The organism is Campylobacter troglodytis (assembly GCF_006864425.1).
GTDB lineage: Bacteria > Campylobacterota > Campylobacteria > Campylobacterales > Campylobacteraceae > Campylobacter_D > Campylobacter_D troglodytis.
Genome location: NZ_QHLI01000060.1, coordinates 1 through 16861 on the forward strand (window position 1 = coordinate 1; position 16861 = coordinate 16861).

Annotated in this window: 8 protein-coding genes and 3 pseudogenes; 3 read left to right on the forward strand and 8 right to left on the reverse strand. The window is 36.0% G+C overall.

Features of this window, described 5'->3' with window-relative positions; translation table 11 throughout:
- A pseudogene (locus DMC01_RS10455) lies at positions 1-658 on the forward strand (bacteriophage T4 gp5 trimerisation domain-containing protein); the annotation flags it as partial.
- 28 nt (positions 659-686) lie between these two features.
- Here DMC01_RS10455 and DMC01_RS10460 read toward each other — a convergent pair.
- Positions 687-1440, reverse strand: a pseudogene (locus DMC01_RS10460) (IS1595 family transposase).
- A gap of 777 nt (positions 1441-2217) precedes the next feature.
- Between DMC01_RS10460 and DMC01_RS16780 the strand changes: the two are divergent.
- Positions 2218-2463 (forward strand): annotated as a pseudogene (locus DMC01_RS16780) (hypothetical protein); the annotation flags it as partial.
- Between the two features lie 974 nt (positions 2464-3437).
- On the opposite strand, the gene DMC01_RS10465 reads toward DMC01_RS16780, so the two are convergent.
- The 4 genes from DMC01_RS10465 to gltB form a co-directional block, all read right to left on the reverse strand.
- A complete protein-coding gene (locus tag DMC01_RS10465; RefSeq protein ID WP_142694169.1) occupies positions 3438-4010 on the reverse strand; it encodes an IMPACT family protein in 573 nt (190 codons plus the stop codon).
- 360 nt (positions 4011-4370) lie between these two features.
- Positions 4371-5888, reverse strand: coding sequence for a glutamate synthase subunit beta (locus DMC01_RS10470; protein ID WP_142694170.1), 1518 nt, complete (start codon positions 5886-5888; stop codon positions 4371-4373).
- 2 nt (positions 5889-5890) lie between these two features.
- Positions 5891-6880, reverse strand: coding sequence for an HTH domain-containing protein (locus tag DMC01_RS10475; protein WP_142694171.1), 990 nt, complete (start codon positions 6878-6880; stop codon positions 5891-5893).
- Between the two features lie 616 nt (positions 6881-7496).
- Positions 7497-12092 (reverse strand): glutamate synthase large subunit, encoded by a 4596-nt coding sequence (gltB, locus tag DMC01_RS10480; protein WP_142694172.1) that lies wholly within the window; start codon positions 12090-12092, stop codon positions 7497-7499.
- 173 nt (positions 12093-12265) lie between these two features.
- On the opposite strand from gltB, the gene fumC reads away from it, so the two are divergent.
- A complete protein-coding gene (fumC, locus tag DMC01_RS10485; RefSeq protein ID WP_142694173.1) occupies positions 12266-13672 on the forward strand; it encodes a class II fumarate hydratase in 1407 nt (468 codons plus the stop codon).
- A 526-nt stretch (positions 13673-14198) separates the two neighbouring features.
- On the opposite strand, the gene DMC01_RS16785 is transcribed toward fumC, so the two are convergent.
- From DMC01_RS16785 to DMC01_RS10500, 3 genes are all read right to left on the reverse strand, one after another.
- The gene (locus tag DMC01_RS16785) at positions 14199-14417 is read right to left on the reverse strand and encodes a hypothetical protein (RefSeq protein WP_142694174.1); all 219 of its coding nucleotides are present in this window, start codon (positions 14415-14417) and stop codon (positions 14199-14201) included.
- A gap of 249 nt (positions 14418-14666) precedes the next feature.
- On the reverse strand, positions 14667-15683 hold the full coding sequence (locus DMC01_RS10495) for a beta-1,4-N-acetylgalactosamyltransferase (RefSeq protein ID WP_345788967.1): 1017 nt from the start codon (positions 15681-15683) through the stop codon (positions 14667-14669).
- A gap of 167 nt (positions 15684-15850) precedes the next feature.
- Positions 15851-16156 carry a hypothetical protein gene (locus DMC01_RS10500; RefSeq protein ID WP_142694176.1) on the reverse strand — a complete coding sequence of 102 codons (306 nt, stop codon included), beginning with the start codon at positions 16154-16156 and terminating at the stop codon, positions 15851-15853.
- Between the last annotated feature and the right edge of the window lie 705 nt (positions 16157-16861).

Below are 16861 nucleotides of genomic sequence, written 5' to 3' on the forward strand. Positions count from 1 at the left end.
TCAAAAGATTGCTAATAATAAAAACTCTTTTGTTGAGGGAAGCTATGTGGAGAGCATTCAAAAGACTCATACTCAAAACATAGCCCTTGCTAAGATGGTAAATGTAGGAGGTGAGTATCTTGCTAATGTAGCCTTAAGCAAGGATACTCAAATAGGGCTTAGTAATACCCTAAACATAGGCGCTAGCAATAAACTAAGAGTAGCACAGGACAGCAGCGAGCTTGTAGGTGGCAATAAGAGCGTTGAGGTGAGAGGGGATCTAAGCGAGGAAATACAAGGTGATCTAAGCGAGTATGTAGGGGGAAATATCAGCGAGGTAGTGGGGGGACATTTAAGCCTTCATTCTAATGAAAACTTACACCTCAGTGCAAACGATGAGCTGGCTTTAAGTGCCAAAAATAATATACATTTTTTAACCAAGCAGTCCTTAGCCTTAAGAAGTGATGAAAATCTCACCATAAATGTAAAAGATTTATATGCAAAAAGCAAGCAGGAGGTGAATTTTTATGTGGGTTCTAGCATAAATTTATATATATCAAATGAGGCTAGTATAGAATTATCTAAGGATATTATCTGCCTTAGGGTAAAAGATAGTGAATTGATCTTAGATGAAAATGGCTTAACTGTAAATAAGCCTGTAACTGTTAAAAAGACTTAAAGGTTTAAGCTTGTTATTTAATTTTGGCTCAAGATACTCTAATAGGATTTTCTCTTATCAATTTTAATAAATTTTGATAAAAATTTTGTCCTAAATTTTTCGTCTTAATTCTGTTTCTTTTAAATGAAGGACAAAATTTTCTTTTTTTATCCCACGAAATTTGGCAAGTGTCAACTTCGCAAAGCCCAAGAAATTCTCTATTCCGTTTATGTGATTTCGTCCCTTTGCAAACTCGTTTTTAGAGTGTTTTACTCGGTAATGAGCTTTTGCTCCTTCTTGCAAAGTTGCGAGTGTAACGAAGCAAAAAATCAACCAAGCCATCATAAGCCTTCCAGCTGTCGCTGTAAATCTCGCACTCGTTAAGCTTTGCAAAGTCCTTTATTATAGGCAGCAATTCTTTGGCAGAGCAGTGTTTGACCACTTGTGTATAAACATAGCCGTTTCGCTTTAACATTCCAAACACAGGTGTTTTCTTGCCAGCTCCACGTTCACGCTTTCCACGCACTCTTTTTGCACCGAAATAACTTTCATCAACTTCGATTTCACCACTCATCTTGCTGATTTTTTCGCATTCTTTAAGGGTTAAAAGCTTGCTGCACTATCCTATTCACACAAGGACGAGAAATTTTGCAAATTTGAGCGTCTTTTCGCCTCTAAATCAAGGCTTCTTGCAAAGTTGCAAGAGGCTTAACGAAGCAAAAAAATACTTCAAAATGTCCCTAAATTTCTTTTGAGACAATTCGAGAATGTATCATATACTTGTTTTTCATTTTGCTCTCCATACTTTAAAATGATATTGTATCAAATTAAAGTATCTTGAGCCTTAAAGTTTAAGTGTAGCTATTTATCTTCACAAAAATGTGAAATAAAAATCAAGACAAGTTTTAAGTGCTTAATTTAGGCGATTGATACTTTTAGCTTATATAGTTACGGCCCAAAGCTTGGTAAAATAGATCTTAGTATATATTTTGCCCTACATTTGAAAGCGAAAATTTAGACAAATTTGGGAGTGTTTTTGTGCTGTTCTTTGTGTGAGCAAAATCGCCATTTTTTGCAAGGTTTCTCGCCCTTGTGTGAATGCAACCGGGTAGTAAGCTTTAGTAAAAGAGTGTGAAAAAATCTCAGCGGTGAGATTGAAGTTAATGAGAGTTATTTTTTTGTTTCGTTACACTCGCAACTGCGTAGTAGAAGTTTGCAAAGGCTAGATTAAAGGGTTTCACTACAAGGGAATTTTTCACGCATTTGAAAGAAACTAAATTTAGATCTAATGTCAAAGTTAAAAACGAAAATTTGTATAAAATTTTGTTAAAATGGCTTAGGAAAAATCCTAGGTCATTTTAGCTAAAAGTATCAATCGCTTAATTTTTTATCATTTTTAATAAGATTTGGCTCATATAACTTAAACTCTAAGAAAGGAGCTTTGAGTTGTGAGTTATAAGGTGAAAAATAAAGCTTCATTTATGAATTTCGCCAAAGGGAAGGTTTGAGGTATTTTTTACTTTGTGCTACACAGTTGTTTCTTTGCAAAAAAGAGCTAAACATGAGTCCGTGTGTGCTTAAAAAATTACTTTAGCTTAGCTAAGAATCATATAAATGGAGTTGAAAATCTTTTTACTTCGTGTTCTTAAGGTTACGTAGCAAAAGGAAATATGCCAAACATATACCTACTAAATTCAAAGAAATTGGAAAATTTCTTGCTTCACTTAAAAGAAGTAGATCTTAGATGTGATATTAAAAATTTAGGACAAAATATTTATCAAAATTTATTAAAGTTGATAAGAAAAAATCTTGTTACATTTAATTGAGCCTAAAAATGATAAAAAAGAATCCAATTAAATTGTATTGATCCCAAATTACAACTTCATAGCATAAAAGTAAAAGCACTCTATATCACTAATAAGTAAGGTTTCATAGCAAATTAACATAAATTTAAGCTATGTGCTGTTTTTCTAGCTATTGTGTGTTAGGTATGTCGTAACGGTAAAGCGTGGTTTTTTGGCACTTAAGTTGATTCTAGTAAAGCAAAATTTTTAGACAACGATCTTTCTTTGTTTAAATTTAACCTCTTCGCTAAAGTATCTTTCTTTAAAGCATAACTTCTTTAACAATCAAGGTTTTTATGAAAAGAGAGCTTTTGCGTAAATGCTTCATATTTAGAAATTAGCCTAATAAGCTTTTTTCAAAAGATCGCTTTAACAAGAAGAACAACAGTGTAAAAGTCCTTTTACTCTTTGTCTTTAACTGTGGCTACATTTAATCATAAGAGCCTTGTTCTAGCCTAAAAAGCTAAATGTTTTAATAAGCTTAAGGCTAAATTTATGTTAAGTGGATTTTCTCTTTTGGTGAAATTTTATACAAATTTTGCTTTTTAATTTTGACATTTAGCTAAATTTTAAACGAAATTTCAAATTTCTTTAATTGATGTTTATTTTATTTAATTTGTAGCTACAAGTAAAGCCAAGCAAAAAATTTAAAATGAACATAGCCTTGAATTTTAGAGTTTTTAAGCTTTTTGGACGGTTAAGATTTTAATGTTTTGCTGATCTTATTAATCCTTTGGCTAAAACTTTTATATTTTATTACTTTAATACAAAGGCTTCTTGCAAGCTTATGAGAGTAGAGAAGTGAAAATTTTAAGAAGTTTTTTGACTTGTGAATTTTACACTGTTAGCATTCTAATTTTCACCGCTTAGCTACTAAACTAAGTTCTTTATACAAGTTTAAGTTAAGCCTAAAATTTAAGCTAAGATCGTCAATTAGCCTTATCCACTTATCTTCTTTAAAGCCTTAGTCCAAGTTTCTTGCAAAATTTTATTAAATTAAGTCTTTCTTCCTCATTTACCAAGATCTCAAGCAAAAATTCATTTTCTATTAAAGTAGCATTAAAATTAAGTTTATTTTGTGTTAAATAATGCTTCATCCTTGAAAAAAGACTAAGAGGTAAGCTTAAATTTAAACTCTCTTTAAGCTCAAATTCGCTCAATCTTGCAAGCCTTATAGCAGCATTTATAGACTCCGAATATGCCCTCACAAGCCCTCCTGTGCCAAGCTTGATGCCTCCAAAATAACGAACCACCACAACAGCTATATTGATAAGCCCTGCTCCTCGCAAGACATTAAGACAAGGAGCTCCTGCTGTGTTTTTTGGCTCACCGTCATCGCTTTTATCCTCTATGATTTGCTTAAAATCATTTAAATACCTAAGAGCCCACACAAAATGACCTGCCTTTTTATGCTCTTTTTTTAAGGCTTCAAGGCTGTTTTTAAAATCAGCAAAGGGATATAAATGGGCTATGAAGATGGATTTTTTACATTCAATTTGCACCTTGTAAGCCTGATCTATGATCCTCATATTAATTTCCTCTAACTTAGTCTTAAAAATAAGCCTTATAAACTTTGCATTAAAAAGTTGAAATATTTAAAATTTATTTAAGTTTAATTAAATTTAACAAGCCTTGTCCTTTTAAAAACTAGGCTTCTTAGCAAGAAAATTTCACAAGCACACTTATAAAAATTCACGCAACAATGTGAATTTAAGTCATAAAAGGCTTAAAATAACAAAACTTTTAAAAATCCTAAGTTTTTGCCTTAAAAAAAGATCAATAAGCTTCAAATACAAAAGCAAGGGCTTTTCAAGCATTTTTTGGCTTGAAATGATTGATTTTGTGATTTGGTAGGGTGAATTTAGGTTTTAAAATTCACGCTATTTTGTCTAAATATTAAGCTCCTTATGCACGGCATTTGCACATTCTAAGCCATCTTTAATAGCCCACACCACAAGGCTTTGTCCCATTCTAGCATCCCCACAAGCGTAGATTTTTGCCCTTGAATTTTTATGCATCAAGCATTCTTGCGAGCCTTTTTTTGAAAAACCATCACAAGAGCTTTTCGCCAAATAATTGCTTGTTAAAATGTTGTGTCTTTGATCAAATTGTACGCCAAAATTCGTTGCCACTTCGTTTTCACAGCCTTCAAAGCCCATCGCAAGTAAGATTAGATCGGCTTTATATTCTTTTTCACTGCCTGCTATCTCCACATTTATAGCCTTTCCCTCTTTAAATTCACGTTTTAAATCAGTTGCTATAACGCCTTGCACCCTACCTTCCTTGCCAACAAAGCCTAAAAACTCCTTTGTCATCTTTTGATAAAGTCTCACATCCTCTCCATACACGGCTATGGCCTCTTCAAGCCCATAATCTGTGCTGAAAATCTCAGCTTTTAAAGGCCAAGGATTGCTCGCCGTGCGTTCATTTGGACGTTTTGGACTTCTTTCAAACCGTTTTATACTCCTTGCTCCTTGTCTAGTTGCCACAGCTACGCAGTCTACGCTTGTATCCCCACTTCCTATGACAAGCACATCCTTGTCCTTTGCTAAATCATCTGCATTTTTTGTGTCAAGTAATTTTTGAGTGTTTTGACGCAAAAAATCCACAGCAAACATTATGCCTTTTAATTCTCGTCCCTTTATCTTTAAATCAATGGGCTTGCTAGCACCCACAGCCAAAACAACAGCGTCAAAGTCTTTTGTAAGCTTATGTGCCTTTTCTTTGCTGTCTATGTTTTGTTCTGTTTTAAACTCAACCCCGCTTTCTTGCATCAAGGCTATGCGGCGTTCAATCACTGATTTTTCAAGCTTCATATCAGGTATGCCATACATTAAAAGCCCACCTATGCGATCTGATCTTTCAAAAACAGTTACCTTATGTCCAAGCTCATTAAGCCTGTAAGCACAAGCAAGGGCTGCTGGTCCGCTTCCTACTATGGCAACGGTTTTGCCACTTTGAATTTGAGGCTTTGTAGGCTTTACGAGTCCTTGAGAAAAGGCATTTTCAATGATGGCAAACTCATTTGCCTTTATGCTAACGCTATCTGTGTTTATGGCACAAACGCAGCTATCCTCGCAAGGTGCTGGGCAAACCCGGCCTGTGAATTCAGGGAAGGGATTTGTTAAAGATAGCCTCTCATAAGCCTCGCTCCACTGCTCTTTGTAAAGTGCGTCATTAAATTCAGGGATGAGGTTTTTAAGCGGACAGCCCACTTCCTTGCCATAACTTATAAGCCCTGCTTGACAAAAAGGAACCCCACAGTTCATACACCTACTTGCTTGAATTTGTGTGCTTTGCTTGCTTGGCAAAAGCACAAATTCCTTGTAGTCTTTTATCCTTTCAAGCGGCTTTTTCTTTGCTAAATGCTCTCTTTTGTAATCTAAAAATCCCCTTGGATTGCCCATTTTTACTCCTTTTTATTGATCTGCTTTTCTTTTAGGTATCTTTCAAGCCTTTCATCGCTAAAAATTTCATCAAATTGTAATTTTAGCTCAAAGCCTTGTCCTTGCGTTTGAATTTTATCATTTATATTTTTAATAAAGCTTGAAAAGTTTTTGTTTTCAAAGCTTAGCTTATCAACAGTTCTTAAATCAAGTTCTTTTTCCCTAGCTCTTAAAAGCACTTGAAAATCCGCTATATCAACACCAAATTTTATAAGTCCTATGCCAAAACTTTGATTAAGCCTTTCTAATTCCTCAAATTTATCCTCATCTATACTGTCATCAAAGATTACCAAATAGCCCTCATTAGCCCAGCTTGAATTGCTTAGTGCTTGAAAATAATACTCCTTAAAATTAGAGTTTAATGATATTTTAAGCTCAAAAGAATAGATCTTATAGGGAAGTTTGTTTAAATTTTTCATTAGCTTAACTGTTTGCTGATCTTTAAAATCCTCATAAAGAAAACGAACGGCAACAAGATCAGGATGTAGCCATTTGTTTATACCCTTATCTTGCACCTTGCTTGTTTCGTGATAAACTGTTTTTGCAAGGGCATTAAATTCACTCTCATACAAGGATTTTACAAACAAAGGATGTAGGTCTCTTTCGCTAAATTTGATCCTTTTTATTTTTTCTTCGTTTTGTTGAATTTTTTTAGCCAAATTTTCTTTTTGTGAATTTTGTTGTGAATTTTCAAGCTCGTCTTTTCTATTTCTAAGCCAAAATCTGCGTGGATTTTCAGAAAATATAAAAATATCAGCTTCTTTGTTTCTAGTATAAAAAAGCAAAACAGTATGCAAGGTGCGATCTGGCGTCTTGCCTATGCTTTTAAGCCTTTTGTCTAAATTTTCATTTACAATTTCTTTCCAAATTTCAGTGGTTTTTAATGGAAATTTAGCCTTTTTTAAGATTAGCTTTGTAGCATCAATATAACTTAAATCTTTTTTCTCACTCATAATCTTTAAAACCTCCGTATCTTTTTTACTTTAAGTTCTAAAAATTCACGCACATTGCTCATTTTGTTTCTCTTTTTTTTGATATTTCAAGCTCATTTTTAACCCCTAGCCAAAGGCTTACAGTTTGCTTGTAGTGCAAATATGCCCTTTTATCTTGCATATTTAGCTAAGCTTGTGCTGATACATTAATTGCTGGAGTTTTGCCCTCACTGCCGATTTTTTTTATCAAGCCCCAAATCCTTTTCTCACATTTCGTTGCAACTAAGCAAATACTTTGCTTTTTTAGTGCCTCTTTGACTAGTTCTAAAAAGGTAATTTTGCACTCCCTAAGTTTAGATTTAAACCTTGCTTAATTTTGCCCTAGCATTTATAAATTTTGTGAATTTGCTTAAAAACAGATTAAAATTCATAAGATCTTATAAAGACTTTTACATACTCAAAGCTTCACTTTATAAAATTTCATAAAAGCCTTTACATTCACATTCCTTGTGAATTTTAAGCCTTTTTAAAGCATTTTTTTTAAACTCATCTTAAAAACAAGCAAAGCCTAAATGCACTTGTCAAATTTAAGCCTTGCAATGGCTTAAATGCCCATCTTTAAATATAAATTAGGCATTTACTCGCTTTTTACCGTGCTATTTATCTTTAAAAAGGCTTTAAGCTCTGGCTGATCCTCATTTTTAAACTCCCTTATAGCATCAAGCATCTTCGCATAATCCCTTGGCATTATCTTAAAGAAGTCCTTTTTGTCAAATTTTTTAAGTATATAGGACGCTCTTTTTGAGCCTGTTAGGGCTATGTGCTCATTTATAATGGCTTTAAGCTCGCTCTCATCGGCACTTGAAAGCTCTTTTATATCTACAAACTCCGTATTTACGCGGCTTTGATTATGCACTCCATACACAAAGGCTACGCCCCCACTCATACCAGCGGCAAAATTTGCCCCCACATCGCCAAGCACCACTACAAGCCCGCCTGTCATATACTCGCATCCGTGCACCCCTGTGCCTAAGACCACAGCCCTCGCACCTGAATTTCTCACACAAAAACGCTCCCCTGCTATGCCGTCTAAATACACCTTCCCAGCTATAGCCCCATACAGGCAAGCATTTCCTGCGATGATGTTTTGCTCTGCCTTTATGTCGCTGTTTGGTGGCAGCTTGGCGATGATCTTGCCCCCACTTAAGCCCTTGCCAAGATAATCATTAGTATCGCCTATAATCTCAAGCCTTATGCCATAGTTTAAAAAGGCTCCAAAGCTGTTTCCAGCACTGCCTATGGCTGTGATTTGTATGCTATCTTCTTCTATACCCTTTGCCCCGTAAATGCGGGTTAATTCGGAAGAGAGCATAGTCGCAAAGGTGCGACTTGAATTTCCAACCTCCAAGGCAAGTTTTATCTTCTTGCCCCTCTTCATAGCCTCCTTGCAAAGTGGCAAAAGCACCCTGTAATCAAGCGTTTTTTCAAGCTTGTTATCAGCATACTCTCTAAAATGCACGGCGTTTTTGTTATAGGTTGGCAAGGATTTTAAAATCTTGTCTAAATTTATTTTGGCTGCCTTGCCCTTTAAATTTGACTTTTGCCTTAATTTATCCACACGACCTATCATATCATCAAGCCTTTCAAAGCCAAGCCTTGCCATATATTCACGAAGCTCCTCGGCTATGAAATACATAAAATTTTCCACAAATTCAGGCTTTCCGCTAAATCTATGCCTTAATTCCTCATCTTGAGTTGCTATGCCAAAGGGGCAAGTATTTAAGTGGCAAACCCTCATCATAGTGCAGCCGATTACTATGAGTGGGGCTGTGGCAAAGCCAAATTCCTCAGCTCCTAAAAGTGCTGCTATGGCTAAGTCTCGTCCGCTCATTAACTTCCCATCTGTTTCAAGGCGAACTCTGTCTCGTAATTTGTTTAAAATCAGCGTTTGATGAGCCTCGCTAAGTCCTAATTCCCAAGGCATTCCAGCATTTGGTATGCTAGTTCTTGGACTTGCACCTGTGCCTCCATCATAGCCGCTGATTAAAATGCAATTTGCCCCAGCCTTTGCCACACCAGCTGCGACCGTGCCTACACCTGACTCACTTACGAGTTTGACGGAGATTTTTGCCTTGTCGTTTGCGTTTTTTAAGTCAAAGATGAGTTGTGCTAAATCCTCAATGGAGTAAATATCGTGGTGAGGTGGGGGCGATATTAGTGCTACTCCGGGCGTGGAGTGTCTAGCCTTTGCTATCCAAGGATATACCTTAAAGCCAGGAAGCTGTCCGCCCTCACCCGGCTTTGCACCTTGTGCTACCTTTATTTGAAGCTCTTTTGCGTTGATAAGATAATTTATGCTTACTCCAAATCTAGCACTAGCGACCTGCTTTATGGCTGAGTTTTTGTCATCTCCATTTATGTCCTTAAAATACCTATCCTCGTTCTCGCCGCCCTCGCCGCTGTTGCTCTTGCCGCCTATGCGGTTCATCGCTATGGCTAGGCATTCGTGTGCTTCCTTTGATATAGAGCCATAGCTCATAGCCCCTGTTTTAAAACGTTTTACTATACTTTGCACGCTTTCAACCCTATCTATGCTAATGGCTTCGCTCTCATCAAAGTCCATTAAATCCCTTAAATTCAAGCATTTATTATCCACAAGGGCTGTGTAGGCTTTGAATTTTGCATAATCATTCGTGCGGCAAGCAAGCTGTAAATGAAAGATTACAAGAGGGTCTATTAAATGCTCTTCTTTTTCGCTGCGAAAGCCGTGAATTCCCTTGCTATCAAGGGCTGAATTTATAGAGTTAAAGCCTGAGTTATGAATCTTTTTTAAATCCTCAAAAATGTCCTCAATGTCTATGCCCTCAACCTTTGAGCTTAATGAGGTAAAGTATTTATCAACTAGCTTTGAGCTTAAACCTATGCACTCAAAGAGCTTTGAGCCTCGGTAGCTTTGAAGCGTTGAAACACCCATCTTGGATGAGATTTTAACTATGCCAGCACTAACTGCTTTTATGAAATTTAAAACAGCCTTTTCATAAGGGATTTTCACATCGCCTTGTAAGCTCATTTGCTTAATGCTTTCATACACAAGATAGGGGTTAATAGCCGTTGCTCCAAAGCCTAGCAAGCAAGCAAAATGATGAATTTCTCTTGGCTCGGCACTTTCAATGATAATGCTAGCGTGAGTTCTCAAGGACTTTTTCACAAGATAGCTATGAAGCCCTGATACAGCAAGTAGGGAGGGAATGTAGGTTAAATTCTCGCTAACCCCTCTGTCGTTTAAAATGATAATGCAAGCACCCCTTTGAATTTCTTTTTCCACAGCCTCAAAAAGCTCATCAAGTGCTACTTCAAGGGATTTTTTAGAAAAATCAAAAAGCAAGGAAAATTCAGCCACCTTGAAATCTTTCTCTTTTAAATGCTTAATTTTAAATAATTCCTCATTTGAAATGATAGGCAAAGAAAGGCGAACCCTTTTGCAGTTGTTTTCATTTGGCTTCAAAAGATTTCCCTCTCGTCCTAAATATGTGCGAGTTGAGGTAACGATTTCCTCTCTAATTGCATCAAGTGGAGGATTAGTAACTTGAGCAAAAAGTTGCTTGAAATAATTAAAAAGCGGCTCGCACTTGCTTGAAAGCACAGCCAAGGGCGTATCCACACCCATAGCAGCAAGTGATTCTTTTCCTGTGTTAGCCATAGGTTCAATGCCTTGCTTTAGCTCATCATAAGCCCAGTTAAAGACCTTTTGAAGCCTGATAATTTCCTCTTTTTTCATAAAATTATGGCTATAATTTTTTAGGGGCAATTCCTCAATGCGAACTATGTTTTCTATCCATTTTTCATAAGGCTTTGCATTTGCATACCTTTCTTTAAGCTCGTTATCATCGATGAGCTTTCCTTGCAGAGTATCCACTAGCAAAAGCTTGCCCGGCTCCAAACGGCTTTTTAGCTTGATATTTTGCTCATCAATCTTCAAAGCCCCCGTCTCGCTTGATAAAATGAGAAAATCATCCTTTGTGATGTAGTAGCGAGAGGGACGAAAGCCGTTTCTATCAAGGCTTGCTCCCATTATCTCGCCATCTGTAAAGATGATGGCAGCAGGTCCGTCCCAAGGCTCCATTAGGGTTGAAAGGTATTCGTAAAAGGCTCTTTTTTGAGGGGGCATATTTTTGTTTTTATGCCAAGGCTCTGGTATCATCATCATAAAGGCTTCTTCAAGGCTTCGTCCGTTTAGAGCTAGAAATTCTAAGGTATTATCAAACATAGCAGAATCGCTACTTGGCTTTGCTATGATGGGGAAAAGCTCTTGAATGTCCTCAAAATACTCGCTCTCAAAAAGCCCCTCCCTTGCGTGGATGTTTCCTATGTTGCCTTGAATGGTGTTTATCTCTCCATTATGCACCATATAGCGATTTGGATGAGCCCTCTCCCAGCTTGGAAAGGTGTTTGTAGAAAAACGAGAATGCACAAGTGCGATGGCAGATTTTAAATTCACATCCTTGAAATCAAGGTAAAAATCGCTTAACTGTGTTGAAAGCAACATACCCTTATAAACAATGGTACGTGATGAAAAGGAGCAAATGTAGAATTTTGGGACATTTAAAGCCTTTTTTTCAATGACGCGTCTTGTAGCATAAAGCAGCCTTTCAAATTCTATGCCAGAGCTTACATTTTTAGGACGCTTGACAAAGGCTTGCAAGAAAAAGGGCATAGCATTGTAAGCAGTAGGTCCTATGTCGCTAGGATTTGTAGGCACGAAGCGAAAGCCTAAAAATTCAAGGTTTTTTTCTTTTAGCCCCTCTAAAAAAAGCTTTTTGGAAAGCTCTCTTGCCTCTAAATTTGGGGATAAAAACATAAAGGCAACCCCATAATCGCCCTTTTTAGGCAAGGCAAAGCCTAGCTCTTGAGTAGCAAAGAAATCGTGTGGGATTTGTATGAGTATGCCTGCACCATCTCCGGTATTTTCCTCATTTCCTGCACCACCACGGTGCTCAAGCTGCATCAAAATTTGCAAGGCATCTTGAATCACCTTGTAAGAGGCTATTCCTTTTATATTTGCCACAGCAGCGATACCACAGGCATCGTGTTCGAATCTGCTTTCATAAAGGGGGAAATCTTTTGGATCTAAGTCTTGCTTATTAAGGGCTTGTTTTGAGAATTTAATCTTCTTTGTTGATCTTGATGAATTTGCTTTTATAGTTTGGTGTGTAGGATTTTGATTACGCGACATTTTGTCCTCCTTCTTATATATCAATAAAAGATTATAGCATAAATTTTATCTTAAACTTAAATTAAATAAAAAAATTTCAAGTTAAATTTAGGCTAGGATTTAAAAATAATCAAATAAAAAATAAATAAAAATTATGTTAAAATTCACGCACAAATTTCAAAAAAGGAGCTAGAATGGCTTACAGAATCGAACGAGATACTATGGGCGAGGTGAAGGTACCTGATGATAAATATTGGGGTGCACAAACAGAAAGAAGTTTTGAAAACTTCAAAATCGGCATTGAAAAGATGCCAAGGGTTTTGATATATGCCTTTGTAAATCTCAAAAAGGCTTGCGCCATCGTCAATGAAAGGCTTGGCAATGGGCTTGACAAAGAGCGTTGCGGTGGCATAGTCAAGGCTTGCGATGAAATTTTAGCGGGCAAACTTGATGATAATTTCCCTCTGGCTATTTGGCAAACAGGAAGTGGTACGCAAAGCAATATGAATGTCAATGAGGTCATCGCAAACAAAGCCACAGAGCTACTTGGCAAGGATTTTCGCAAGGAAAAATTCGTACATCCTAACGACCATGTGAACCGTGGGCAAAGTAGCAACGACACCTTCCCCACAGCGATGAGCATAGTAGCAGTTGAGCAAGTAGAAAAAAAGCTTATCCCCGCACTTGATGAGCTTATCGGCACTTTTAAGAAAAAGGTGGCTGAATTTAAAGACATCATCAAAAGCGGACGCACACACTTGCAAGATGCCACCCCACTTACCTTGGGGCAAGAATTTAGCGGATATTTGTCAATGTTAGAGCATTCAAAGGAGCAAATAATTTCAAGTTTGCCAACTTTAAGAGAGTTAGCCATAGGTGGCACAGCAGTTGGCACAGGGCTTAATGCACCAGCAAATTTCAGCGAGGAGGTAAGCAAGGAGCTAACAAAGCTAATAGGGGTTAAATTCATATCAAGTCCTAATAAATTTCACGCACTAACTAGCCACGATGCTGTTGTTTTTACGCACGGGGCTATGAAGGGCTTGGCTGCAAATTTAATGAAGATAGCAAATGACATTAGATGGCTTGCTAGCGGTCCTAGATGTGGGCTTGGTGAGCTAAACATACCTGAAAATGAGCCGGGAAGTTCGATCATGCCAGGCAAGGTAAATCCTACGCAATGTGAGGCTATAACTATGGTAGCCGTGCAGGTGATGGGAAATGACGCTGCCATTGGCTTTGCAGCATCTCAGGGAAATTTTGAGCTTAATGTGTTTAAGCCTGTCATTATTTACAACTTCTTGCAAAGCCTTGATTTGCTTGCTGATTCTATGCACTCCTTTAACATTCACTGCGCTGTTGGAATTAGTGCTAACAAAGAAAAGATAGATTATTATCTAAACAATTCCTTGATGCTAGTAACTGCCTTAAATCCTCACATAGGCTATGAAAACGCAGCCAAAATCGCCAAAAACGCCCACAAAAAAGGCATCTCTTTAAAAGAATCCGCACTTGAATTAAAGCTAGTAAGCGAGAAGGATTATGATAAATTCGTAGTGCCAAAGGATATGATCCATCCTTTAAAGAAAAAGGGCAAATAAACAGTTGAAGAGCTTAAAGAAAACAAATTCACGCTTTGAGGGCGTGAATTTTATATAGTTGATCTTTTTTAGCTAAGTGCTTTTATGTGAATTTAAGCTAAATGTTTGTTTGTTGTTAAAGAGATTAAATTTAAGTAAAGCTCTTTGTAAAAAAGCATTGATTTTTATCCATCCTAAGGTGCGATAAGTTTCTCAAAAATGAAATTCAACCGATAAAGCGTGATTTCTTTGGCAAACTAAGTTAATAAAGCTTAGCTTATTTGGCAAACGAAGTTTTATAAAATGTAGTTTCTTTAAAAAATGAAATCTATGTTAATGTGTACTAAGTATTTCACAGCTTAGCTTATTTGGCAAACGAAGTTTAATAAAGCTTAATCTCTTTGACAAACGAGCTTTATTTTAGAAAAATAATGGCTTAAAATAACTTAAGCGGATTTTGCCTTATCAATTTTGATAAATTTTGATGATAATTTTGCCCTAATATTTTCGTATTATCTCTAAATTCCATCTCCTTTAAGTGCAAGGATTAGATATTCTTTTTAATTCCACAAACTTTGGCAAGTTTAAAATTTTCATAAACCCTTTTACTACACAGTTGCAAGAGTATGAAATAAAAATGCTTCAAAATTTCTTTAAATTTCGCCTTTGTCATTCTTGCACGAATTATATACTTGTTTTCACCTTGTGCATCATAACTTAAAGCTCCTTTATGTGAGTCTAAGTTAAAGAGAGTCTTGCTTTTCATAGAATTTAACTTTAAAAACCCTTTGATTTAAATTTAATTAAGCCGTTTATTAAAATTCGTTTTGAGTGTTGAAAGCTCTCTATCTTAGCATACTAGCAAGCTTGAAAGCATACTTTCTTATATAGTTATATCAATGCATCGTAAGTTTGCTTAATATCCTTAAACCCTTCTACAAGCTTATTTTTTAAGCCTTTTGCAAAAGCTCTAAGTTTGTGAGATCTTTCTTGGCATCTGCAAAAAGAGTTAAAATTAAGGCTTTTCATAAGGAGCATTTTGCCAAGCAAAATCATCCCAGATCCTTAATATCCTTGTCTCATCAAGCAGATCAGGATCTATTCGAGTTCCTACAAGGTGATTTTTACGCACCTCATCAAGCACAAGTGCCTTTTCAAAAAGCTCATCATTTGCTTTTATGGGATCTATTGTTTGATTTCTAAAATAATCCACCCTTCCTATTTTAATATGGGCAAAATGCCAGGTATTAAGTGGGGCATAGATATTAAATCTCTCATCTTTAAAGACCCAAGATTCGATCTCAGCCTCATTTGGCAAAAACTGTGGGCTAAATTCAAACCTATCATTATACAAAAGCCAGTGATCATAAAAATGAGAAAGAAAGCCCTCTATGTTGCTAGCAGACACCTTGCCGCTTATCATTCTTACTTGCTTATTTTTAATAGCGTAATTTAGCCTATCATATTGCACAATCTCTTGCTTGTTTCTTGCAAGATAAAAGCTTTTGTAAAGCTTTTTTGCATCATAAATTTGATCCACATCGATCTTAATAAGCCACTGCTTTTTGGGTATAAAAGAAAGGGCGAAATTGTAGTAATTATAAAGGCGGTTTTCTTGTGATTTTGGGGCGTGAATTTGTATGTGATGGGGGTATTTTATTGCAATAAAACTTGGATATTTTGCAACAAAATCAAGTATGATCTCCTCGCTTTTGTTCGTGCAGTCATTATAAGCAATGATGCCTCGCTGAATGGCTGGTAATATGCTTTCTAAACTCTTTTTAAGCGTTATATCTTCATTGCATACTCTTATGAAAGCCCAAGGATTTAGTGGGGATTTGGGGTCTTTGGAGTTTGGATCAAAGTCAAAATAACCGTGATGGGTGCAGATAACTGAGTGTGAAGTATTTAAAGTGAATTTATCTTTTGAGCTTGTGCTTTGAAATGCTGTGTTTTGAGTAGAATTTGGCTTGAAGTTACTGTTTAAATTTAAGAGCTGATCTTGTGCTGTTTTATAAGCTTGATTTAAGATTTGATCCTGGGTGGCTGGGCTTTGAGTTAGATTTAACTGGGATTGAATGGATTTTGGCTGAATTTGAGTGAGATTTTGCCTAGCTGTGTTTGGATTTTGTTTGAATGCTTGTTGAATTTGGATGGAGTGTTGCGTAAAATTATCGCTTAAATTTACAAGCTCGCCATTTACTCTCTCTCTCTCTCTCTCTCGTTAGTAGGCATTGCATTTAAAGCAATTTTCGCATTTTGCTCTATAAAATACTCATTTTCGTAAGCGTTGATTTTGGCTAAAACCGCCTTTGGAACAAAGCTATCTTGTTGGGTGTGTAAAATATATCTTTCAAACTTAGGATGAAGGTGTTTGTCATAAAGATATCTTCTAGCTTTGATCCTAGCCTTTTGATTTGGTATGAGATTGCAAAGGACTTGAAAAAATGCTTTTAAGAGCTTGTAGGCAATTTTCTTGGCTAAAAATATAAAACAATAAGGCATCTTAGTCCTTTAATATTTAAATTCAAAGATGATTATTTTAGCCAAAAATATTTAAGTTGCCAAATTTAAACTAGAATTCAAAAACTATTTTTTAAACAAGGACTTGAATTCAATACCTTGTCATTTTGCCAAAGCCTAAAAAATTCCATAAACTTAACATAAACTTCCATAAAATGATCCTTAAATATTTTTGATCTTTAATTTTCTAAGATAGGCTTTTTTTAATATGATTTTGTTATAATCTAAAGAACCTTTTTGTAAAATGTGTGAATTTATAAATTTAAAAAAGGCTTTGCTTGAATTTAAATTCGCTTGAATTCAAACCTAGCAAATTCACAGTTACTAGCTTAAAAGCAAGGTGCTGAATTTAAATTTGCTAGCTTTGAATTTACTTGAATTTGTGAATTCAAAACAAGCCTTGCTTGAATTTAAATTTGCTAGCCTTGAATTTATCGAAAGTTAAAAGCTAAAATTTAAAAATAAAAATTGAAAGTAAATTTTAAAAGTAAAAGTTAAAAGTAAATTAAATTTTAAAACAAAACCCAAAAGAAAAAACAGTGCCAAACACTACAAAACCCAAAAGGAAGAACAATGTCAAAAGAAATTCCACAAGAAAGATCACAAACAATGTCCAAAGAAATGCCGCAAGAAATGTCAAAAGAAAGATCACAAGAAATCCCACAAGAAGCAACAACCCCAACCCCC